Below are 20,525 nucleotides of genomic sequence, written 5' to 3'. Positions count from 1 at the left end.
GTGGAAAGTCAGATGAGGAATTCTGCACAGCCGCAAATCAGCTGTCAGCAGATGCCGCTGTCGTTCCTGAAAACCGGGGCGCGGGCGAAAGTTGCCAAGGTGCGCGGAAAAGGCGATGTGCATCACCACCTGGAGAACCTGGGGTTCGTTGAAGGTGCAGATGTGCATGTGGTTTCCGAACAAGTCGGCAACCTGATCGTGGAAGTGAAAGGGGCGCATGTGGCCCTGGACAAATCCATTGCGTCGAAGATCATCACCTGTTAACGCGTTTCATCTGTTGCGGCAATCGGAGAAGGAAGGACTGGCAGATGACGGAATCTGGAGCCAAGACCCTGCGCGATGTTCCCGTGGGATCCTCGGCAAAGGTGGTGAAGCTTGTGGGCGAGGGCGCGGTGAAGCGCCGCATCATGGACATGGGCATCACTAAGGGCACTGAGGTTTACGTGCGCAAAGTGGCCCCCTTGGGGGACCCGATCGAGCTTACGGTGCGCGGTTTCGAGCTTTCGCTGCGCAAAGATGAAGCTCAGCACGTGCTGGTGGCTTAACGCGGGAAAGCGCTGATGGAGGCGCTTTTTTAACGGACACCAGTTAACTTTAGTTTACTTTAGGGAAGGAAGACCATGGGACTCAACATTGCGCTTGCCGGCAATCCCAATTGCGGCAAGACCACGATGTTCAACGATCTCACCGGCGCGAACCAGTACGTGGGAAACTGGCCCGGCGTGACCGTTGAGAAGAAGGAGGGCAAGTACAAGGGGGATAAGTCGATTACCGTAACCGACTTGCCCGGCGTGTACTCGCTCTCCCCGTATTCGCCCGAGGAAATCGTCACGCGTGACTACCTGCTTTCTGGCGCGCCCGACGTGGTGGTGAACCTGGTGGACGCCACCAATCTCGAGCGCAACCTGTACCTCACCACCCAGATCATCAACTTGGGTGTGCCGGTAGTGGTGGCGCTGAACATGATGGACCTGGTGGAGAAGAACGGCGACAAAATCGATGTTGCCAAGCTGTCCCAGAAAATCGGTTGCCCCATCGTGGAAACCACCGCGCTGCGCGGCAGGGGCATGGAAGATTTGATGAACACCGCCATCGAGGCGGCCAAGAAGCATCAGCTGCCCGCCAGCACCATGCGTTTCACCAACGATGTGGAAGAGGCGCTGGGTAAGATCATCGACATCCTGGGCAGCCGCGTTAAGGGCGATCAGGCCCGTTGGTTTGCCATCAAGCTGTTCGAGGGCGAGCAGATGACCATCGACGGGCTGGGGCTTTCCGCCGGCGACCTTTCGAAGATCGCCGCCATCCGCGAAGCGGTGGAGAACGACGAGGATGACGACGCAGAGTCCATCATCACCGATGAGCGCTACGGCATCATCACCGATGTGGCCGACGAGTGCGTGAAGAAGAGCACGAAGGGCATGACCACCACCCAGAAGATCGACCGCGTGGTGACCAACCGCATCTTGGGCCTGCCCATCTTCGTGGTGATCATGTTCCTGGTGTACTACATTTCCGTGTCCACGGTGGGCACCTACGTCACCGACTGGGCCAACGACGGCCTGTTCGGCGACGGCTGGCTGTACACCGGCACCGAGCAGTACGGGGCGGACGCCGAAGAGTACGAGGGCTATCAGGCGCAGATCGACGCCTACCTGGAGGCGGCCGAGGAAGACGGCCTGGACGTGGAAGGCTTCACCGCCGCCATTGAGGCGGAAGAGCCCACCGTTGAAGATGAAGAGGCCATTGAGAACTTCATGTACGCCGCCGACAGCGCCGGCATTGTGGGCGAGCTGGAAGTGGAAGACGAGGACACCGGCGCCGTTTCCATCGAGCGCGTCGATTCCGCCGCCTTCGCTGCTGCCCTTGAGCAGGAAGAGCCCGACCCGGCCGACTACGGCTTCTACCATGTGGGCGTGCCGGTAGTGGTGGGCGGCTGGCTTGAAGCCATTGATGCCGCGCCGTGGGTGCAGTCGCTCATCCTCGACGGCATCATCGCCGGCGTGGGCGCCGTCATCGGCTTCATCCCGCAGCTCATCGTGCTGTTCATCCTGCTGGGCATCTTGGAAGGCTGCGGCTACATGGCCCGCGTCGCCTTCATCATGGACCGCATCTTCCGCCGCTTCGGCCTGTCCGGCAAGTCCTTCATCCCGATGCTCATCGCCTCTGGCTGCGGCGTGCCCGCGGTCATGGCTACCAAGACCATCGAGAACGAAAAAGACCGTCGCATGACCATCATGACCACCACCATGATTCCCTGCGGCGCCAAGCTGCCCATCATCGCGCTGGTGTTCGGCGCTCTGGCCGGCGGCGACTACGAGGATACCTGGTGGGTCGGCCCCGTCTTCTACTTCCTGGGCCTTGCCGCTATCATCATCTCCTGCATCATGCTGCGTAAGTTCAAGGCTTTTGCGGGCGAGCCGGCTCCGTTCATCATGGAGCTTCCCCAGTACCACCTGCCCACCGTGAAAAACGTGCTGCTGTCCATGTGGGAGCGCGTGAAGAGCTACGTGGTCAAAGCCGGTACTATCATCTTCCTGTCCTCCATGGTCATCTGGTTCCTCATGAACTTCGGCATGTACGACGGTCAGTTCGGCCTGCTCGACCCCGAGGTGGACGACTACATCCAGTACAGCCTGATCGCTGGCCTGGGCAACCTGCTGGCGTGGATTTTCGCGCCGCTGGGCTTCGGCAGCTGGGAGGCTACCGTTACCTCCATCACCGGTCTGGTGGCCAAGGAGAACGTTATCGCCACCGTGGGCATCATCACTTCGCTCGGCGAAGTGGGCGAGACCGACCCCACCCTGTGGTCCTCCTTTGCCGCGATGCTCGGCGGGTCTTCCGTGGCGGTCATGGCCTTCTGCGCCTTCAACCTGCTGTGCGCTCCGTGCTTCGCCGCCATCGGCACCATCCGTCGCCAGATGATGAGCGCCAAGTGGACCTGGGCTGCCATCGGCTACATGACCGTGTTCGGTTGGTGCGTGGGCCTGCTCATCTACCAGCTGGGCGGCCTCATCACCGGCGAAGTGGCCTTCGGTCCCTTCACCATCTTGGCTCTGGTTGTGCTGGCCGGCATGCTGTTCCTGCTGTTCCGTCCCGCCCCTAAGGAAAAGGGCGTGAAGATGGCGAAAACGGCCGAGAACGCTGCATAATTAGTTATCCCGAAAACGGCGGGGCGCATTCTCTCCTCTGTGCCCCGCGCGTCTTTTCCCGCAGCGCCACTTGAGCGAGCGGCCCTGCGGGAAAAGACATGAGCCTCGCCACTTTGGGCGAGGAGACCATTTAGGAGCGTATGCGATGCAAGAACTTACGATGACGCCGGCGACGGTGGTTTTGCTTATCCTGATAGCGGCGTGGGCCGTGTGGGCGGTACGCCGCCTGTTCTTCCGCGGCCTGTGCGACTGCCACGGTGACAAGAAGTCGAAGAAGGGCGAGAGCGGCTGCTCCACCTGCAGCGCCTGCCACGGTTGCTCCACCTGCAACATTTCAATACCTGAGTCGCCTGAGCAGAAATAGGTCTTCCCGGCGCTGGGGTGTGATACCATGGAGCCACTAGACGATTAGGAGGGTTTCATGGAGAAGATGTCTCCGTCGCACGAGGATTATCTTGAAGCAATGGTCGAGTTGGGCGGTACCGCTGATGCGGCTATTCGTTCGGTAGATGTTGCGGCGAAATTGGGGGTTTCGAAAGCATCGGTGAACAAGGCCATGTCCGTCTTGAAGGAAAAAGGTCTGGCCGAACAGCCCTATTATGGCGACATCACCCTCACCCAAGAGGGCTACGAGTACGGTCGCGCGGTGCTAGATCGCCATCAGATGCTGTTCCTGTTTTTGTCGAAGGCGCTCGGCATTCCCGAAGAGCAGGCGAACAAGGAAGCCTGCCTCATGGAGCACGCCATCAGCGACGAGTCCATGAAGAAATGGGAAGCCTACATCAAAAGCCTCGACCTGTAATTCGCAAAAGACCATCGAAAAAGAGCGCCGCCGAGCAGAAGTTCGGCGGCGTTTTGCTTCCTGCCGTCACCTCCGATTACGCAGGCGCAATGAAGAATTAAGGCTTCTTAAACAGAGTTAAGGAAACCCCATGAGACCCTTAAGCCCCCTGTCCGATAACCTGAAACGGACGAAAGGGGTTCAGAATGGGACATCAGCGCGACATCACCTATTACCAGCGGGATAGCTACTGCCAGCGGCAAGACGTTCGGCAGAGAGCGCGCCATGGGGTGTCGCGGGTGCCTCGTCGGAGTGGCCATCGCCCCGTCTCGTGGATAACCATGTTGGCCTGCTGCGTTGCGGTGCCGCTGGCAATGTTGGCGGTGCTGGGCGCTGCTTCCCACTTCATGCCCGTCGAGGGCGCGGCGGGTGCTGGCACTGTCGGCTCGGGTTCGACAGGCTCCGGCCAGGTGGCGTGGCAGCCCTCAGCCAGCTCCGCCCAAAGCACCCCAGCCGATCAGTGGCAGAAGGGGAGCGTTCCCTACCTTTATCAGATTGATCCCCAGTGGAAGAGCGCTGCGTACGCCGGTTCCACGGTGGAAGAGGCCGGCTGCGGCCCCACCTGTCTGACCATGGCCTATGTGGCGCTCACCGGCAAGCAGGATTATGATCCGCCAAAGATGTCCCGGTTCAGCGAGGACAACGGATTCGTGGACAGCGGCCTGACCACTTGGACACTCATGACCGAGGGCGCGGCCAAATTGGGGCTGAATTCCCAAGAGCTACCTGCGAGCGTGGCCTCGGTGAACGCCGCGCTGGAAGCGGGGCACCCGGTCATCCTCACGCTGGGGCCAGGCGACTTCACCAGCACCGGCCACTTCGTGGTGGTGGCGGGTCGGGCCGATGACGGCAACTGGATTATCCGAGACCCCAACTCCCCCGAGCGTTCTCAACAAGCCTGGGATCCCGAACGCGTGCTTTCCCAATGCCGCAACCTGTGGGAGCTTTCCAAGGGCGGTTGGTTCTAGCTTCGGCTGTCGTTTGTCTCGAACAGTTCCACCAGCTCTTGGCGGCCGTGGACGCCGGCCTTGGAGTAGATGTTGCGAGCGTGATAATTTACCGTGCCCTCTGCGATGCACAACTCCTGCATGATGCGCGCGTAGCTGTGGCCCATGAGCAGCTGTTTCGCCACTTCCGCTTCGCGTGCGGTAAGGCCATACTCGCGCGAGAAGATGGTCACACGTTCCTGGAAGGGGACGCGGTTGGGAGGGTCGTTTGCGAACGCGGCGTTTGCGGGAGGGATGTTTTCGGATGGGTTGTCAGCGAGAGAGGCGCCCAAGGGTTCTTTCGGGAGGGTGGAATAGTCGATAGGGCCGGTGCCTTCTTGGTGGGCGAGCTTCCGATTTGTTCGTCGCGGTAAAATCACCACGACGACAGCCGCTACCATGATAATCTCGATTCCCAAAAACAGCGCGAAGCTGGAAAGCTGGATGAGCGAATCGGACGAGGCTCCGGCGACAAACAGGCCGGTAAGCTGAGAACCAGCAATGTTTGAGAGCGCATAGGTGACGCGTCCGGCGGCGAAAACTGTGATAGCGGGCATGGCGAAGCGGCGTGCAGCAATAATAAGCACGGCGAAGAAGAGCGTTTCCAGGCAGACGCTTCCAACGGACTCTGCGTTGCGAATGGCCTGTTCGGGCTGAGTGCTTGCCAATATCACCAGAAAGCACACGATAACAATGAACGGCACGAACAGGTTGGCGGAAAACGACGCGCCCGGAGTGCGGCGAACCACAAGGGCGCTGCCTATGAGGATGGCACCTGCAGCGCTGATGAGCAGCACGGTGACCGAACTCAACGAGAAGAATGAGGTGCTTGATTGGCCGGTGATACCCAAGGTGGTGCCCAGAAGCGCAATTCCTCCGCAAAGCACTGTGTAGAAAAGCATGGAGCGGGCGGCAGGGGCGTTGGGCGGTCTGCTGGGGGAGGTTGAGTTGAGGGCGGAGCCGGTTGTCGGAAGCGGTTCTTTTGGGCTGCTTCCGTTGGCGGCGGTGCGAATTACGTTCAGCGCGAAAACGCCAGATGCTACGGGTAGCAACGACACGATAGCGGCTGCTAACAGCGGGGGGAGATGCGGCGTTGTGACGCAGCACACCACGGTAACGGCCAAGATGGATGGGACGCTGGACATGATAGTTGCCGAGGGCACGCCGCCGAAGTCCCACGCCCATCGCATGGCGATGATGCCCGATCCGACGCCGGTGAGCAAGCCGCTTGTTTGGGCGACGAGGAGGGAACCGTTGGCAGCAACAGGTGCGGCGGCATAATACAGAAGGGTTCCGGCGGTCGTGGCGACAATGCCAAACGTGGTAAGCCAGTGGCGCTGAAGCAACCGTTCGGACTTGCCGCGAAATAGGATGAACGCTAAAAGTGTTGCGGTGAGGGCAAAACTGGAAAACAGATACAGCGACGAAAGATAGCCCCCTTCAGCCGTTTCGCCGGGTTGAGCGCCAACGGGAATGGCTGAGTAGAGAAACAGAAATAGCCACGATAGATGGAAAGCCAGCCCCGTGAGGTCCATCTGAAGGCCGAAAAAATACACAGGTTCTTTTGGTCTTGAAGCGTCGATTGCTCTTCCCCCTAAACTTCTAACCAGGCAAAATGCCTGTCCCATAGATTGTCTATGGGAGGTTTCCCTCCATAAACCATAGCTTTCCAGAGGGGCGTTTCCCCTTGGATCTTCCTAACATCTTCCCCGGCGACGGGGGACTCAAGGAAGAAGAAAGCTGTTGCAAGACCGACGGATATTTTAGCCCAACGCGATTTATCCGGCAGCGGGCTTTCAGGGTCAAACCGCAAAACCTTTCCCCGTTGCTGCTTGCCTGAAGTACTCGGGCAAGCGATGCGGTGCAGTGTCGCCTCCAAAGCGTCGCGCATCGCATTTGCCCCTGCGTGCGGATGACGCATGCATGATGGAGAAGGACAGAGAAGAGGAGGACGAATGAGTCTGAAGACAATGACTCGCCGAAGCTTCGTGCAGCTGGCCGCCGTAACGGGCGCGGCCATGGGGCTGTCGGGAGCTGTCGCCGGAACGGCGTTGGCGGAGGGGGATGGCGCCGCTGCGGCCGCCGCCGGTGCCGGCGAAGTGAAGCGGGTGCGCAGCTGCTGCCGCGCCTGCGGCAAGAACGAGTGCGGCGTGTACGTGTACGTGCAGAACGGCCGCGCGGTGAAGGTGGAGGGCGATATGGATACCGCGTTCCACTCCATGGGCAACAGCTGTTCTAAGAGTCAGGCTTCTATGCAGGCGGCCTACCACCCGGATAGGCTGTATTACCCCATGAAGCGCACCAACCCCAAGGGCAGTGCCGATCCGGGCTGGACGCGCATCACTTGGGACGAGGCGTACGCCGCTATTGCTGCTAAGTTCCAGGAGCTTATCGACCAATATGGCGGTGAGTGTATGTTCTTTATGGGTGGAACCTCGCGCATCTGGACGCAGCACGCCTATGCTGCATGGGTGCAGCTTGTTAGCTCGCCTAATGCCGTGACGGCTTGGCAGATATGCAAAGGACCCCGCCACTTTGCAACCATGATGGTATCTGAGTATGAGGGATCGTGGATGGCCACCACCGATCGCCCGCGTGTGTTCGTGCAATGGGGCACCGCAACCGAGATATCCAACTACGACGAGTCGTGCCGCACGACGGTGGACATCGCAAACACCGCCGACGCCTACATCTCCGTCGACCCGCGCCGCACCAACCTCAACCACGAGGCCGACATCCACCTCTACCTTAAGCCCGGCACCGACGGCGCGCTTGGTCTGTGCTGGACCAATTACATTATTGAAAATCAGCTTTATGATGATTTATACGTGAAGCGTTGGACAGATGCGCCTTTCCTGGTTGTCGAGGGAATGGCGCCTTCCGGCGGAGCTCCGATGGTTCAGAAGATTGCATGGAATGTGGGTAAGCCTATGGCTACGCGCCTACTGAAGGAGTGCGACCTTAAGGAGGGTGGCAGCCCCATGCGCTTCATGGTATGGGACGAGCTTGCTGGCACCGATGATGCGCATCCGCTGCACAACAACGACGCCAGCGGCCATTTGACTTACTACGATGCCGAAACCACCTTGTGGGAAGGTGAGCCGGACGTTCAGTGGACGGAAACCTATCCCAATCCTCAGCCGAACTTGCCTGAGCTTACGGTGCCGGGCGTAATCGCCAAGCCCTCGCCCTTCAATCCCGACATCGATCCGGCGCTTTACGGAGAGTTCGATGTGACCCTGGCCGACGGCCAGACGTATATGGCCAAGCCGGTTTGGGAGCACTATGCTGCTCGTGCCGCTGAGTTCCCGCTCGATGTGACTGAGCAGATCACGGGCATCCCTGCCGCCACTATCGAGGAGTCGGTGAAGACGTGGGCCACGCGCATTGACCCCTCCACCGGCTACGGTAACGGCGGCTTGCAGTACGGTCTGGCGCCCGAGCATGCGTGCAACGGTATTCAGAACAACCGCATTTTCGACAACCTGGCGGGCATCACCGGCAACTGGGATACTCCGGCGGGCAACCGCGGTCCCACGAAAGGTCGCTTCACTCGCCCAGATGACTCCCAGCCGTTGCTTGCGGCAAAACACGCGCCGGCTCATCCGGAGGTTTGGCCGGATAAGATCTTGGGCGTTGAACGCATTCCCACTTTAGGATGGTGGATGAACTGGGCCGATGCGAATGCCGTATGCGACGCTATGGTAAAGGGGGAACCTTATCGTGTGCGTGCAGGCATTTGTGAGGCTTCTGGATTCATGAACCAGGCAAACTCGACAAAATATTGGCAAGGCCTTAACTCGCTTGATTTCTTTGTGGTTCAAGATATGTGGAAGACGCCAACGGCGGGTGCGGCAGACTTGCTGTTGCCGGTATACCATTGGTTGGAAGTCGACTTTCCTCGCGTATCGCAAGGCTCAACAGGTGCGATGGGCGCGACGTGTCGCGCCATTGAGCCGCCAGCTGAGTGCCGCTTCGATCCGCAGATAGTGACAGATGTTTATCAGGCTATGGGCGTTACATGGGCCGATGCCCCCGAGTTCTCCGGTTTTGCGGAAGGGGAGTACTGGCCAACTGTGGAGCGTCAGATGGACGATGTGGTGGCGGGCTTCGGCATGACCTGGGCCGAGTATCGCGAAGCGTTCCAGAGCCACGGCTGGTGGGATTGCCGCGAGATCAATCCAGACGGATGGGGAACGTACCGCCGTTTTGAGACTGGGTTTTTGACGGAAGATGGACTCACTCCTGCTGGGAATATGAAGCGCGGGTTTGGAACGGTGACCCGCAAGCAGGAGCTTTGGTCTACCGTAATGGAAACCTACGAGCCGGATGGGCGCTTTAACCTTCCCAGCTGGGAGCCGGCGCCCGAGACTGAGCTGGCGAACCCCTCCATTACCGAGGAATGGCCGTTCCTCATGACCACCGGCCGCCGCATCCCCGTGTACTTCCACAGCGAGCATCGCCAGCTGCCCTGGTGCCGCGAGCTGTGGCCGGCGCCCCGCGTGGAGATCAACCCCGCCGACGCCGAGAAGCTGGGCATCGCCCAGGGCGACTGGGTGTGGATCGAAAGCCCGCGCGGCAAGGTTCGCCAAACCGCCGATTTGTACTACGGCATCGAGCCGGGCGTGATTAACTGCGAGCATCAGTGGTGGTTCCCCGAACTGGAGCAGGCGGACAAGGGCTATGGGCTTTCTACCATCAACTGCCTGGTGAGCGAAGAGGACCAAGACCCGGTGTGCGGCGCTTCTTACCTGCGCGCCTACAACGTGAAGGTGTACAAGGCCACGCCCGAGAACAGCCCCTTCGGCAATCCCGTGCCCTGTGGCGATGACGGCACCCCCATCATCTGCGATGCCTCCGACCCGCGCCTGAAGAAGTGGCTGCCTACCTACGATGAGGCGCTGCGCAACGCCCAGTAAATCCATTCCGGAAGAGCAGCGGGGGCGTGCGGCAACCCTTGTCCAACCCTTGCGCCGATGCGCCCTTTGGCTGCTTGACCGTTCGATAGAGAGGAAAACGCGAAATGACGCGATATGGAATAGTCACCGACGTGAACCGTTGCGTGGGATGCCTGGGCTGCAGCGTGGCCTGCAAGGCCGTGAACGGCGTGCCGGTGGGAAGCTTTTGGAACAAGACGCTGCGCATCGGCCCCAATCCGGTGGCCGAGGGCGGCAACTGGCCCGATGTGGACCTGTACTTCCTCACGGTGAGCTGCCAGCACTGCGACAACCCCGCCTGCGTGAGCGTTTGCCCCACCGAGGCTAGCCATGTGGTGGCCGACGGCACCGTGCAGGTGGACAAGAGCAAGTGCATCGGCTGTCAGTTCTGCGCCATGGCCTGCCCCTACGGAGTGCGCTACCTCAATGAGGAAGAGCGCGTGGTGGAGAAGTGCACCTTGTGCGAGCAGCAGATCGCTCAAGGGGAGTTGCCCCAGTGCGTCAGCCAGTGCGGCGGCATGGCCCGTTGGTTCGGCGACTTCGACGGCGACATCCGCGCCTTCAAGGGGGCCGGCGGCCATACGCTGGGCGAGTTCTGCGAGGAATTCTCCGATGCGGACGTGCACAGCCTGCCGGACGCCGGCAACAAGCCCCGCGGCCGTTTCATCCTGCGCCGCATGACTTGGCGCTAGTTCAGCGCGATTGAAACCCGAAGGGCCGGTGCGCGGTTAGTCCGCGGCCGGCTCTTCGCTTTTCTCGAAGCAGGCGATGGCCTCCAGGAACTGCCGCCCGTATTTCTGCAGCTTGTGGGGGCCAACGCCCGGCACCTCCAGGAACTGCTCGGGGGTATGCGGCAGGTGGGCGCACAGTTGCCGCAGCGTTGCATCCGAAAACACGATGTACGGGGGCTTGCCCTCCGCATCGGCGATTTCCTTGCGCAGCGCCCGCAGCTGCCGGAACAGCGCTTCGCTGCCCTCCGTCGCGCCGGCCGCTTCTGTCCCTCGCTTGGGGGCCTTTGATGGCGGGGCGCTCTTCGCCGGCCGCTTCAGGAGCAGCTGGAAGTCATCGGCGCCGGCCGCCTTGAACTGCGGCCCCAGCCCGATGGTGGGGAAGGTGCCCTCTTCCACCACCAGCATGTTTCGGTTCACCAGGATGTCCACCACCTGTTTTAGGTCGCGGTCGCTGGCCTCGGGCAGGCTGCCGAAGAAGCGGCACTCATCCAGGTGGTGGCGCTTCACCATGTCGCTCTCTTTGCCCCGCAGCACGCTTGCCAGCACTTCCTTCCCGAAGCGCCCCCGGGTGAAGTGCACCAGCCGCAACAGCTGCCGCGCCTCTTCGGTAAGATCCGCCTTCTGGAAGTTGCCCTCGCAGTTGCCGCAATTGCCGCAGCGCGCCGGCGCCTCTTCCCCGAAGTAGCGCAGTAGGTAGCCGCGCAGGCAATCCACCGTGTAGCAGTAGCCGATCATGGCGTTCAGCCGGTTGCGCGACGCCTGCCGCTGCACCTCGGCCGCCTGGCCTTCCAGCGCCTCGCCCTCGTTGTCGATGAAGAACCGGGAGGTGGCGATGTCGTTGTTGCACCACAGCAGCAGGCACTCCGACGGCTCGCCGTCACGGCCGGCGCGCCCCGCTTCCTGGTAGTAGGCCTCCAGCGACTTGGGCATGTTGTGGTGGATCACGTAGCGCACGTTCGACTTGTCGATGCCCATGCCGAAGGCGACGGTGGCCACGATCACCGGTGCGTCGTCGTTGATGAAGGCCTGCTGGTTGCGGCTGCGCACGTCGCTGGGCAGCTTGGCGTGGTAGCTGGTGGTCCGCACCCCCGCTTCCTGCAGCGTTTGGGCCAGGGCGTCCACTTCTTTCACCGTTTGGCAGTACACGATGCCTGAGTCGTCGGGATGCTGCTGTACGTAACGCAGGATGCGGGCCACCTTCTGCTTTGGCAGCAGTTGCTCCACCGCGTAGTGCAGGTTGGGGCGGTCGAAGCCGGTGACCATGGCGAAGGGGTTGTTCAGCCCCAGCAGCCGCACGATGTCCCGCTGCACCTGCTGGGTGGCAGTGGCGGTGAGGGCCATTAGCACTGGGCGCTTGGGCAGTTGCTGCACGAACGGGGCGATTTCCAAAAACGAAGGGCGGAAGTCCTGCCCCCATTGGGAAACGCAGTGGGCCTCGTCCACTGCGATGAGGGTGGGCGGCGTTTGGGCGGCGAATTCGACGAAGCGGGGGTCGGCCAGCCGCTCTGGAGCCACGTACAGAAGGTCAAACTGGCCGTTTTGCGCCTGCCGCAACAGGGCGCCCTGCTGGCTGGCGGAGAGGCTGGAGTTGATGAAGGCTGCGCGCGCTCCGGCGGCCGTGAGCGCCTGCACCTGGTCTTCCATGAGCGCCACCAAAGGGCTTATCACCAGGCAGAGGCCGTCTGCGGCAATGGCGGGCACCTGGAAGCAGAGGCTCTTGCCGGCGCCGGTGGGCATCACCGCCAGCGTGTCACGGCCCGTCAGCACCGAGGCCACCACCTCCGCCTGGCCGGGGCGGAAGCGGCTGTAGCCGAAGGTGTTTTCCAGCACCTGCTGAGCCTTGTCGATTGCGGCGTGGGCGGCGGGGCTTGTGCGGGGCAGCGGGTGGGTCATGACCGTCCTTTCGGGAGGCGGGAAAGTGGGACGATGATATCAGACCTGTTCGCCATGTACTCCTTCCGGCTTTCGTGACGGTGGCGCAATTGAATCTTAAGGGGGCTTAACAAGAGTTAAGGAAACCCCATGGGACGCTTAAGCCGTTCGCACGATAGCCTGATGGCGAAGGAAAGGACGTTCCATGCAAGACTTTCGCCAAGAAGAAGAGCAGCGTCAGCTGTTGTCGCGCGATTGCTACCAGCGAACCGCCGTCGGCCGGGCGCCTGTTCGGCGGGGAGCTCCTGATTGCCGCCGCGGTTGGAGCGCTTCCGCCGCTCGGCGAGGCAGAGGAGCTTGGCTTGGGGAGCGAGGTCCCCTGATTGCGCTGGTTGGAGCCTGCATCGCGGTGCCGCTGCTGTTGGTGGCGGTGTTCAGCCTTACCACCAACGGAGGCGCGGGAATGTACGGCGCGGCGGTTCCCGCCACGGGCGGCTGGCAGCCTTCCGATGTCCAGCCGGACTCCACGCCGAAGGAGATGTGGAAGAAGGGGGAAGTGCCCTATCTGTTCCAAATCGACCCGCAATGGGCCGAGGCGCCCTATGCCGGCTCGACGGTGGGGGAGGCCGGTTGCGGCCCCACTGCTCTCACCATGGCCTACATCGCCCTTACCGGCTCGAAGGACTACGATCCCCCCAAAATGGCCCAGTTCAGCGAGGACAACGGTTTTCTGGACGGCGGCCTCACCACCTGGACGTTCATGACCGAGGGGGCGCAAAAGCTGGGGCTCAAGTCGAAGGAGCTGCCGGCGGATGCGGCCCAGGTGGCCCGCGCGGTGGGGGAAGGGCATCCGGTCATTCTCACGCTGGGGCCGGGGGACTTCACGTCTACCGGGCATTTTGTGGTGGTGGCCGCCATCGACAGCGACGGCAATTGGGTGATTCGCGACCCCAATTCCCCCGAGCGCTCTTCCCGTTCGTGGGACCCTCAGCGGGTGCTTGGCCAGTGCCGCAACTTGTGGGAAATTTCGCCCGGTGGATGGTTCTAGCCATCGGCTGCAAATTTTTTGAACAATGGGAAACGGCGGATGCATCGGGCCGCCCCCCGTGCTATCCTTTAAAGGCTTCGTGCATAAACACACTACAAACGCTCAAGAACGTGCAACGAGGAAGTCTTTTTGGCAACGCGCTCGAACATAGTTTCTTTTGACGACGCTAAACGCGTCCGTATTTCCGCGCGCCCTATTTCCCCTGATAAACCGGGGCGCTCCTCCTGTTCGGGCGGCGCTGCCGCCAGGGGGGAGGGCCGCTTGTCGCAGGCGGCGGCAGGGGGGCGCACCGGTGCGGTCGCGGCTTCCCGTTCCGCTTCTGCCCGCGGTGCTGCGGCAACCAGCCGTGCCGGCGCTGCCGGCCGTTCGGCCAAACCCGCCGCTTCTTCGGCTCGTTCTGCAAAAGCCGATCGCCCAAAGGCGACTCGCGGCAAGACGGCTGCTTCCTCCGCCCGTTCAACGGCGAAAGATTCGGCCCGCGCCGCCCGTGCCGGCCGCGGTTCGGCCCCGGCCCGCGCCGGGGTAAAGCAAGCGCCCCGCTCCGCTGGCAAGCAAGCGTCCCGCTCCGCGCCTGCCGAGGCCAAGGAAGGCGCTTCCCAGAGCAACCGCGCCTTCTTCGACGATTTGGCCCAGCGCCATCAGAAGAAGAAGCGGGCCAACGCCAAAGAGAAGGCCGAGCGCCAGTTCGACCGCACCTACGGCAAGGCCGACCGCAGCGCCGCCCCTGCCGAGGAGGCGGGCCCCCGCGCGGCGGTGTACAAGGGCGAGATGGGCCGGGCCCACAAGCGCTCGTCCGAAAGCCTGAACAAGGGCGCCGCTTCCGCACGGTCCTCCAAAGGGGCGATTGCGGCCGAGCCCCGTAGCGGCGGATGGGAAAAGCACCTGGTGCGGTTGGGCATGACGGTGGCCTTCGTGGCGCTTGCCTGCGTGGTGCTCTACGACCCCGCCCGCATGTACTACCAGCAGATTCGCGAAGTTGCCCGCCTGCAGGCCGAATACGATGCCATTGTGGCTCGCAACGACTCCCTGCAGGCCTCTGTCGATCATTTGTCTACCGAGGCGGGCATTGCCGACGCTGCCCGTGAACAGTTGGGCTGGGTGAACCCGGGCGAGAACGCGGTGAATGTATCGGGGCTGGAGGAAAAGGAGTCCGGCTTCCAGGCCAACGTGGTGTCAGACCAGGTGAAGCCGCCAGACACCTGGTATTCGTCGTTTTTGGATCCTCTTTTCGGCGTTGAGTAGCGCGTCTTCGCCCCGCCCTCATCCGGCGGGGCGTTTTTTCCGGTGTTCGGCCAGCCTGGCTTCGCGGGGCGCCCCTTGCATGGTTTTTCTGCCAAGCGCAGGGAAAACCGCTCGCTAGCTGGGCCGTGTGCTATCATGTTCTACTTGTGCGGACGGCTGGTGCCGGGCCGCGCTAATATCCGCCGCGGCCCGAGAGCGCTATGACTACCATTAAAGAAATTATCCTGTCGGCAAACCCCGCAAACAATTCTTTCGAGGAATACCTCACTACATATGCAAACCAGGTGGGGGAGGCCATTAACGAGTTCATCCCCCGGGGCACTCATCCCGACATGGATCGCTACCTGTACGATCCGCTGCTGGCCTACAGCCAAAACGGCGGGAAGCGGCACCGGCCCCTCATCTGCTTTGCGGCCTGCATGGCGGTAGGTGGCGATGTGGACAAGGCCCTTTCGGCGGCAGCCGCCATCGAGCATTTCCATACGGCGGCGCTCATCCATGACGACATCGCCGATGATGCCGAGCTGCGCCGTGGCGAAACCTGCCTGCACCTCAGCGAAGGGGTGGGGCTGGCCATCAACATGGGCGATTTGGGCCTGTGCCTGGTGAACGGCACGGTGATTGCCGACTCGCTGCTGGACGATACCACCAAAGTGCGGGTGGTCTCCGAGCTTATCGACATGACGCGCCGCACCATCGAGGGGCAGGCGTTGGATTTGGGCTGGGCCCGTGACGGCCGCTATGACATCACCCCCGAGGATTACCTGGTGATGGCCACTCACAAAACCGCCCATTATTCGGGGGCCGTGCCCCTGGCGGTAGGCGCCATTGTAGGCGGCGGTACCGATGCCCAGGTGGAGGCGCTGCGTAACTATGGGTTGGACACCGGCCTGGCCTTCCAGATTCAGGACGACCTGCTCAATCTCATCGGCGCGGAAGAGTCCACGAAAAAGGACTTCCGCAGCGACATCACCGAAGGCAAGCGCACGCTGGTGGTTGTGCATGCTCTGCGCCATTCCTCCCAGCGCGACCGTTTGGTGGAGATTCTTTCCGCGAAGGAGAAAGACCCGGAGGTGCTGGCGGAAGCGGTGCAGATTATGGAGGACGCCGGTTCTATCGAGTACGCGCGCAACTACGCTGAAAACCTCACCAGCATCGCGAAGAATCGCCTGATCGACATGGTTGAGCCGTCGCCTTCCCGCGAGCTTTTGCTCTCGATGGCCGACTGGTTCGTGAACAGATTGCAGTAGGCGCCATGGATATCATTTCCCTGGGGGCACGGGGCCCCGCGGTAGAGGATGTGCAAACCCGCTTGGTAGCGGCCGGTTATTTGGCGGGAGGCCAGGTGAGCGGCTGCTTTGATCAGGCTACCGCTGATGCGCTGGAGAAGTTTTCCGTCTCCGCTGGGCTGGAGCCTGCGCGCGAAGTGGACCAGAAGGTGTGGGCGGCGCTGGTTGACGCGTCGTTTTCACTGGGCGATCGCACGTTGTACCTGCGTATGCCCTACTTCCACGGCCACGATGTGCGCGAGCTGCAGCAGGTGCTGGGGGTGCTGGGCTTTGCCAGCGGTTGGCAAGACGGCATTTTCGGCGCCCATACCGAAGCGGCGGTGCGCAATTTCCAAATGAACATGGGGCTTCCCTCCGACGGTATCGCCGGCGCTTACACGTACCGGGCGCTACGGAATTTGCACCATTCCTGGGAAGGCAAGGAAGTGAGTCGCATTCCTGTTTCCATGGGATTCGCGCGGGCCGCCGATGTGCTGGAGTCGAACGCCATCTGCCTGTTCGGCATCGATGAGTTCACCCGCGACGTGGCGGCACGCATGTCGAACTTGGCCCAGGCTACCAATCCGGCGTCGAAATTTGTGAGCGCTGAGGCACTGACAGTGGAGCCGGATGCCACTATGGTGCTGGTGGAAGTGCTGGTGGGGGGATCGGTGGCCACGCCGGCCATCCCGTGCGTGCCCTACACCGACACCGACGAGTTGGCGCTGCGCATTCGCACCGCCATCGATGCTGCGGTGGCGGCGAAGGCGGCGCCCATTCGCATCGGTGTGGTGCTGCCGGGGCGCCAGTGGATCGATGCGGGGGAGGACCGTTCGGCGCAGCACTTCGCCATTACGCTGCTGGACGGCCTGTGCACTGCTTTGGCCGGGTGGCGCGAAACCTGCTAAGGGGCGCCTTGCGCGCCGGGGCGCTGTTGGCTGCGGTGCGCTGGCGCGGGCCGCAGCGTGGCGTTGTGTTGCAGCGATGCAGCGTTGCGGCGTCGCAGCGCGGTGGTGCGTGGCTTGGGACATTGCGCCCATGCCTCATGGCCCGGCGCAATGGGCAACATCGTGCCGGCCTGATGATGTGGCTGCGCTGCGGTGCAGCGTTGCGGCGTTGAAAACGCGGCTGTGATAACATGGCCGTAGGCTCGCGGAAGCGCGGGCGCATGCTCTTATGGGGGCGTGGCGGAATTGGCATACGCAGCGGACTTAAAATCCGCCTCTTCGGATTGTGGGTTCGAGTCCCACCGCCCCTACCATCCAAACACTTCGCCCACTTTGGCGTTGATGCAGAGGTCGGCGGATTTGTCGGCGCTGGTGGGGCTTAGGTTTACGATGGCCAGCTTGTCTCCCTGGAAGTACCGCAGAAGCCCTGCGGCCGGGTAGACCACTAGCGATGTGCCCGCCACCACCAGAAGCTCGGCTTGGGCGATGGCTTGCACTGCCCCCGTTATCACCTCTTCGTCCAGTGGTTCCTCGTAGAGCACCACGTCGGGCTTCACGATGGCATCGCAATCGGGGCAGCGGGGCACGCCATCTGTGGCGGCTTGGTGCAGCTGCATCGTCTCTTCCAAATTGAAGAACCGCTTGCAGCCAGTGCAGTAGTTGCGGTGCACGCTGCCGTGCAGCTCGTACACGTTGCGACTGTCGGCCACCTGGTGCAGCCCGTCGATGTTCTGGGTGACCACCGCCCGACAGACGCCCCGCTGCTCCAGTTCCGCCAGCTTCTTATGGGCCTGATTCGGTTTTGCTTCAGGCGCAATCATGCGGTCGAAGTAGAACTGGAAGAACTCCTGCGGGTGCGCTTCGAAAAAGCTGTGGGACACCATGGTCTCGGGTGGGTAGGAGTACTTCTGCGAGTACAGGCCGCCGGTGCTGCGGAAGTCGGGGATGCCACTTTCGGTGGACACGCCGGCGCCGCCGAAGAACACCATACCGCCAGGGCCGCAGCTCTCGATCCAGCTGCGGAGGGTGGCGATATCGTCGGCCGTCCTTTGGTCTGCGGGGGCTGTCATGGGTCGTCCTCTCTTTCGCTGCCTGCTTTACAGCAGCGATTCGGAGCCGAAAGGATAGGCGCCCAAATCGCGCAGCATCTCTTCGATGGGCATGTCTTTCGGCCTCAGATGAGCCGAGCTTTTACCGCTGAGGGGAATCCACAGCTGATGAAGCGATTGATAGGCATTTTCGCCATCACGCGCCATGTGCACGATACGGCTAATGGGGCTTGCGGCTATCTCCAGATGTTCCTGCTCCATGTAGCTCAGGACGCTCTGGAAAGAGCCATAGCAAAGCGGCGTGCCTGTTCCCGAATAAAACGAGCTGGCTAAGCAGAAGCAGCCGGGGAAAGCCTCCAGCTCTTGCTCGTTGTGGTAGTCAACCTCTTCCAGCTTGGCGTCCTCGACGAAAAACCCATAACGGACGTCATCTGGGCTGGGGCCCTCGTAAACGCCACCAGGCAAGATGAAGGCCCCATGGTCCTTAACCCAGTCAGACAGGATGCGGCATTGAGACGCAATGAGGGCGTAGCCCTGCTGTGTTTGGAGGAAGTGCATAGGGGGTCGATATTCGAAGCGAAAGCTCCCAATGGCATCGGCTGTTTCTTCCATTCGCGCCGCATCTTCTTTAAGCTGGTACATAAGCTTGGCGAGATGCATGATTGACTGATGCAGTTCCGCCTGCTTGCTGGCCAAACGATTGAGGACGGTATCGGTGTCAAAGCCGTTCATGATGGAGACGACCTCCCCCATGGAAAACCCGGCCTGACGGTATGAACGGGCCTTAATAAGCACATTGATGTCCCACGCGCTGTAGTAACGATAGCCGGAAAGAGGGTTTCGTTCGGGGGAAATGATGCCCTCGCGTTCATAGTAGCGAATGGATTCCGATGACATGCCCACGAGAGCCGCTACCTCGCCGATTTTGTAGCGGTTTGTATCGCGCACTGCCAGCCGTACGGCATCATCCGGAGCCGGATGCATATCCGACTGCCGGTGAATCTTCTCCCCACTCGTCAAGGCATCTCCCCCCCTGGCATATGCTCCAACAATCAGTCGTCGAGGGAAAGATCGCTTGCCTGTGTTTCTGTTAACGACTCATGGTCTCGTTTCCAGGAAATCTTTCCATCGAACCCGAGGCTTAACCCTGTATATAGTAGCGCAGTGAAGACATAGGCAACGATGGCTGAAACGGAAAAACCGGTGGAGAGGCATACCTGTCCAATCACGCCGCCGGCAAGCCAGCAGATCATGGCGATAGGGTTCACCTCGAGGGTGAATTTGCTGTGGCGGACAAAATAGCGTTCGGCCAAAATCATGGCGGGAATGGGCACAAGCAGCACCGATAGGAACTGGATGATAGGCAAAAGCCACTGGAGCGCGCCGCAGGCGGCGAACAGGGCGGAGGCGGCGGTGACCGCTAAGGCTATCCAGCGGTGGGCCACTTTCCCCTTAAGCCGGGTGGCGTCCAAGATGTTTTGGGCGGCCAAGCCTGCGCCGTAGATGTTGTTGTCTTGAGTGGTGCACAGGCAAACGAGTGTGCATATCAGCACCAAAAGCCCCAGCCCAATGGCAGCGGTGGCAACGGAGAAATCTCCCATGCCGGAAACTTGGGCCACCACAACACCCACTAACTGCAGGCAGAACAGTCCCAGGAGGAACGCGCCGGTGCCGGCCGCGACAACTGAAGTGTGATTCTTGGCAAAGCGGCAGACATCGGGGGTAATGAGGCAGCCGAATACCCAACTGCCGACAATGGAGGAAACGGCGGTTACGACCGGCATCTCATCGGCCGGATTGGGGGTATAGGCCAGTATTACGCCATAGCCGCCATTTTGCACCCCAACGAGTACGAAGCACACTATCGCCAGTATGAGGGCGATGGGCACGCCTATCCACGAAACGATTTCGAGACCCTTATAGCCTCGCATGGCCGAAATGGACCAAACCATGATGATGGCGGCGCCCAAAAGCGCTTCCGGAATGGGAATGCCCGGGAAATTGGCCGTGACAATACGGGCAAAGGTGTTGCCGTTTATGCCTATCCAGTTGATGGAAGAGGCCACCAGCAAAAGCGAGAATATGGTCGAGCCCTTCTTGCCGAACACCATACGGGAGAGAAACGACGTGGACCAGCCGCTCTCGAATGAGATGATGCCGGTGGAAACAGCGACGAAGATGAGGAAGGCATCTCCTACCACGAGGGCTACCATGGCATCGAAGAATGTCATTCGATAGCCGATAGCCGCCCCCGTGACAAAGTTGGAGACGGCAATTGCGTAGCCTGCGAGCACAAGAAACAGGCTGAACCAGCCTTGACGGCGGTCAGCGGGCACCGGATCGAAGGCGAACTCGAAGCGTTTCTGGTCTTCCGTAATCTGCTGTTGCAGTTTGTCGGATCCCTCTGCCATGATTTTCTCCTTGTCTTCCCGGGCTCCTGGAAAAGCGCCCGACC

General features: G+C 61.3%; 18 protein-coding genes and 1 tRNA gene. 13 read left to right on the top strand and 6 right to left on the bottom strand.

What is annotated here, in order from left to right:
* The first annotated feature begins 12 nt into the window (after positions 1–12).
* The 6 genes from DMP11_RS02580 to DMP11_RS02555 all read left to right on the top strand — a co-directional run bounded on the left by DMP11_RS02580 (position 13) and on the right by DMP11_RS02555 (position 4,958).
* Positions 13–264: a FeoA family protein gene (locus DMP11_RS02580; RefSeq protein ID WP_235869371.1), complete on the top strand. Its 252-nt coding sequence runs from the start codon at positions 13–15 to the stop codon at positions 262–264.
* A 44-nt stretch (positions 265–308) separates the two neighbouring features.
* Positions 309–545, top strand: coding sequence for a FeoA family protein (locus DMP11_RS02575; protein ID WP_123184940.1), 237 nt, complete (start codon positions 309–311; stop codon positions 543–545).
* 75 nt (positions 546–620) lie between these two features.
* Positions 621–3,149 (top strand): ferrous iron transporter B, encoded by a 2,529-nt coding sequence (gene feoB / locus DMP11_RS02570; protein WP_123184939.1) that lies wholly within the window; start codon positions 621–623, stop codon positions 3,147–3,149.
* Positions 3,150–3,294: 145 nt separating this feature from the next.
* On the top strand, positions 3,295–3,513 hold the full coding sequence (locus tag DMP11_RS02565; protein ID WP_136845744.1) for a FeoB-associated Cys-rich membrane protein: 219 nt from the start codon (positions 3,295–3,297) through the stop codon (positions 3,511–3,513).
* A 57-nt stretch (positions 3,514–3,570) separates the two neighbouring features.
* Positions 3,571–3,951 (top strand): metal-dependent transcriptional regulator, encoded by a 381-nt coding sequence (locus DMP11_RS02560; protein WP_123184937.1) that lies wholly within the window; start codon positions 3,571–3,573, stop codon positions 3,949–3,951.
* A gap of 185 nt (positions 3,952–4,136) precedes the next feature.
* A complete protein-coding gene (locus tag DMP11_RS02555; RefSeq protein ID WP_214647034.1) occupies positions 4,137–4,958 on the top strand; it encodes a C39 family peptidase in 822 nt (273 codons plus the stop codon).
* On the opposite strand, the gene DMP11_RS02550 is transcribed toward DMP11_RS02555, so the two are convergent.
* Both DMP11_RS02550 and DMP11_RS10250 read right to left on the bottom strand, forming a co-directional pair.
* A complete protein-coding gene (locus DMP11_RS02550) occupies positions 4,955–6,532 on the bottom strand; it encodes a helix-turn-helix transcriptional regulator (RefSeq protein ID WP_161555269.1) in 1,578 nt (525 codons plus the stop codon). The two genes, DMP11_RS02555 and DMP11_RS02550, sit on opposite strands and share 4 nt — an antisense overlap.
* A 38-nt stretch (positions 6,533–6,570) precedes the next feature.
* Positions 6,571–6,867 (bottom strand): hypothetical protein, encoded by a 297-nt coding sequence (locus DMP11_RS10250; RefSeq protein ID WP_161555268.1) that lies wholly within the window; start codon positions 6,865–6,867, stop codon positions 6,571–6,573.
* Between the two features lie 64 nt (positions 6,868–6,931).
* Here DMP11_RS10250 and DMP11_RS02545 point away from each other — a divergent pair, with 64 nt between their 5' ends.
* Both DMP11_RS02545 and DMP11_RS02540 read left to right on the top strand, forming a co-directional pair.
* Positions 6,932–9,895 (top strand): molybdopterin-containing oxidoreductase family protein, encoded by a 2,964-nt coding sequence (locus DMP11_RS02545; RefSeq protein ID WP_123184935.1) that lies wholly within the window; start codon positions 6,932–6,934, stop codon positions 9,893–9,895.
* Between the two features lie 104 nt (positions 9,896–9,999).
* Positions 10,000–10,605 carry a 4Fe-4S dicluster domain-containing protein gene (locus tag DMP11_RS02540; protein WP_123184934.1) on the top strand — a complete coding sequence of 202 codons (606 nt, stop codon included), beginning with the start codon at positions 10,000–10,002 and terminating at the stop codon, positions 10,603–10,605.
* A gap of 36 nt (positions 10,606–10,641) precedes the next feature.
* Here the strand turns inward: DMP11_RS02540 and recQ are convergent, their stop codons facing one another.
* Positions 10,642–12,537, bottom strand: a complete 1,896-nt coding sequence (gene recQ / locus DMP11_RS02535) for a DNA helicase RecQ (protein ID WP_123184933.1) — start codon at positions 12,535–12,537, stop codon at positions 10,642–10,644.
* A 184-nt stretch (positions 12,538–12,721) separates the two neighbouring features.
* On the opposite strand from recQ, the gene DMP11_RS10490 reads away from it, so the two are divergent.
* The 5 genes from DMP11_RS10490 (at position 12,722) to DMP11_RS02510 (ending at position 17,335) form a co-directional block, all read left to right on the top strand.
* A complete protein-coding gene (locus DMP11_RS10490; protein WP_214647035.1) occupies positions 12,722–13,564 on the top strand; it encodes a C39 family peptidase in 843 nt (280 codons plus the stop codon).
* 261 nt (positions 13,565–13,825) lie between these two features.
* Entirely contained in the window at positions 13,826–14,806 is a 981-nt protein-coding gene (locus DMP11_RS02525) for an FtsB family cell division protein (RefSeq protein ID WP_123184932.1), read from the top strand.
* Positions 14,807–15,006: 200 nt separating this feature from the next.
* Positions 15,007–16,056, top strand: a complete 1,050-nt coding sequence (locus DMP11_RS02520; protein ID WP_123184931.1) for a polyprenyl synthetase family protein — start codon at positions 15,007–15,009, stop codon at positions 16,054–16,056.
* Positions 16,057–16,061: 5 nt separating this feature from the next.
* A complete protein-coding gene (locus DMP11_RS02515; protein WP_123184930.1) occupies positions 16,062–16,982 on the top strand; it encodes a peptidoglycan-binding domain-containing protein in 921 nt (306 codons plus the stop codon).
* Positions 16,983–17,252: 270 nt separating this feature from the next.
* Positions 17,253–17,335, top strand: a tRNA-Leu gene (locus DMP11_RS02510).
* Here DMP11_RS02510 and DMP11_RS02505 read toward each other — a convergent pair.
* From DMP11_RS02505 to DMP11_RS02495, 3 genes are read right to left on the bottom strand one after another with little or no spacing between them, the layout of a single operon-like run.
* Positions 17,330–18,091 carry an NAD-dependent protein deacylase gene (locus DMP11_RS02505; protein ID WP_123184929.1) on the bottom strand — a complete coding sequence of 254 codons (762 nt, stop codon included), beginning with the start codon at positions 18,089–18,091 and terminating at the stop codon, positions 17,330–17,332. The two genes, DMP11_RS02510 and DMP11_RS02505, sit on opposite strands and share 6 nt — an antisense overlap.
* 27 nt (positions 18,092–18,118) lie before the next feature.
* Positions 18,119–19,090, bottom strand: coding sequence for a MerR family transcriptional regulator (locus DMP11_RS02500; RefSeq protein ID WP_123184928.1), 972 nt, complete (start codon positions 19,088–19,090; stop codon positions 18,119–18,121).
* A 32-nt stretch (positions 19,091–19,122) separates the two neighbouring features.
* Positions 19,123–20,481: a purine-cytosine permease family protein gene (locus tag DMP11_RS02495; RefSeq protein ID WP_123184927.1), complete on the bottom strand. Its 1,359-nt coding sequence runs from the start codon at positions 20,479–20,481 to the stop codon at positions 19,123–19,125.
* Positions 20,482–20,525 lie beyond the last annotated feature (44 nt).

The sequence above is a fragment of the Parvibacter caecicola genome (genome assembly GCF_003725335.1).
Lineage (GTDB): Bacteria > Actinomycetota > Coriobacteriia > Coriobacteriales > Eggerthellaceae > Parvibacter > Parvibacter caecicola.
Note: the sequence above shows the minus strand (reverse complement) of the source record. Positions and strands in the feature narration are given on the sequence as shown.

What these genes read in the sequence shown, in the direction of transcription:
- DMP11_RS02580 (WP_235869371.1), top strand. Translation starts at nt 13, where the DNA reads ATGAGGAATTCTGCACAGCCGCAAATCAGCTGTCAGCAGATGCCGCTG.
- DMP11_RS02575 (WP_123184940.1), top strand. Translation starts at nt 309, where the DNA reads ATGACGGAATCTGGAGCCAAGACCCTGCGCGATGTTCCCGTGGGATCC.
- feoB (WP_123184939.1), top strand. Translation starts at nt 621, where the DNA reads ATGGGACTCAACATTGCGCTTGCCGGCAATCCCAATTGCGGCAAGACC.
- DMP11_RS02565 (WP_136845744.1), top strand. Translation starts at nt 3,295, where the DNA reads ATGCAAGAACTTACGATGACGCCGGCGACGGTGGTTTTGCTTATCCTG.
- DMP11_RS02560 (WP_123184937.1), top strand. Translation starts at nt 3,571, where the DNA reads ATGGAGAAGATGTCTCCGTCGCACGAGGATTATCTTGAAGCAATGGTC.
- DMP11_RS02555 (WP_214647034.1), top strand. Translation starts at nt 4,137, where the DNA reads ATGGGACATCAGCGCGACATCACCTATTACCAGCGGGATAGCTACTGC.
- DMP11_RS10250 (WP_161555268.1), bottom strand. Translation starts at nt 6,867, where the DNA reads ATGCGCGACGCTTTGGAGGCGACACTGCACCGCATCGCTTGCCCGAGT.
- DMP11_RS02545 (WP_123184935.1), top strand. Translation starts at nt 6,932, where the DNA reads ATGAGTCTGAAGACAATGACTCGCCGAAGCTTCGTGCAGCTGGCCGCC.
- DMP11_RS02540 (WP_123184934.1), top strand. Translation starts at nt 10,000, where the DNA reads ATGACGCGATATGGAATAGTCACCGACGTGAACCGTTGCGTGGGATGC.
- recQ (WP_123184933.1), bottom strand. Translation starts at nt 12,537, where the DNA reads ATGACCCACCCGCTGCCCCGCACAAGCCCCGCCGCCCACGCCGCAATC.
- DMP11_RS10490 (WP_214647035.1), top strand. Translation starts at nt 12,722, where the DNA reads ATGCAAGACTTTCGCCAAGAAGAAGAGCAGCGTCAGCTGTTGTCGCGC.
- DMP11_RS02520 (WP_123184931.1), top strand. Translation starts at nt 15,007, where the DNA reads ATGACTACCATTAAAGAAATTATCCTGTCGGCAAACCCCGCAAACAAT.
- DMP11_RS02515 (WP_123184930.1), top strand. Translation starts at nt 16,062, where the DNA reads ATGGATATCATTTCCCTGGGGGCACGGGGCCCCGCGGTAGAGGATGTG.
- DMP11_RS02505 (WP_123184929.1), bottom strand. Translation starts at nt 18,091, where the DNA reads ATGACAGCCCCCGCAGACCAAAGGACGGCCGACGATATCGCCACCCTC.
- DMP11_RS02495 (WP_123184927.1), bottom strand. Translation starts at nt 20,481, where the DNA reads ATGGCAGAGGGATCCGACAAACTGCAACAGCAGATTACGGAAGACCAG.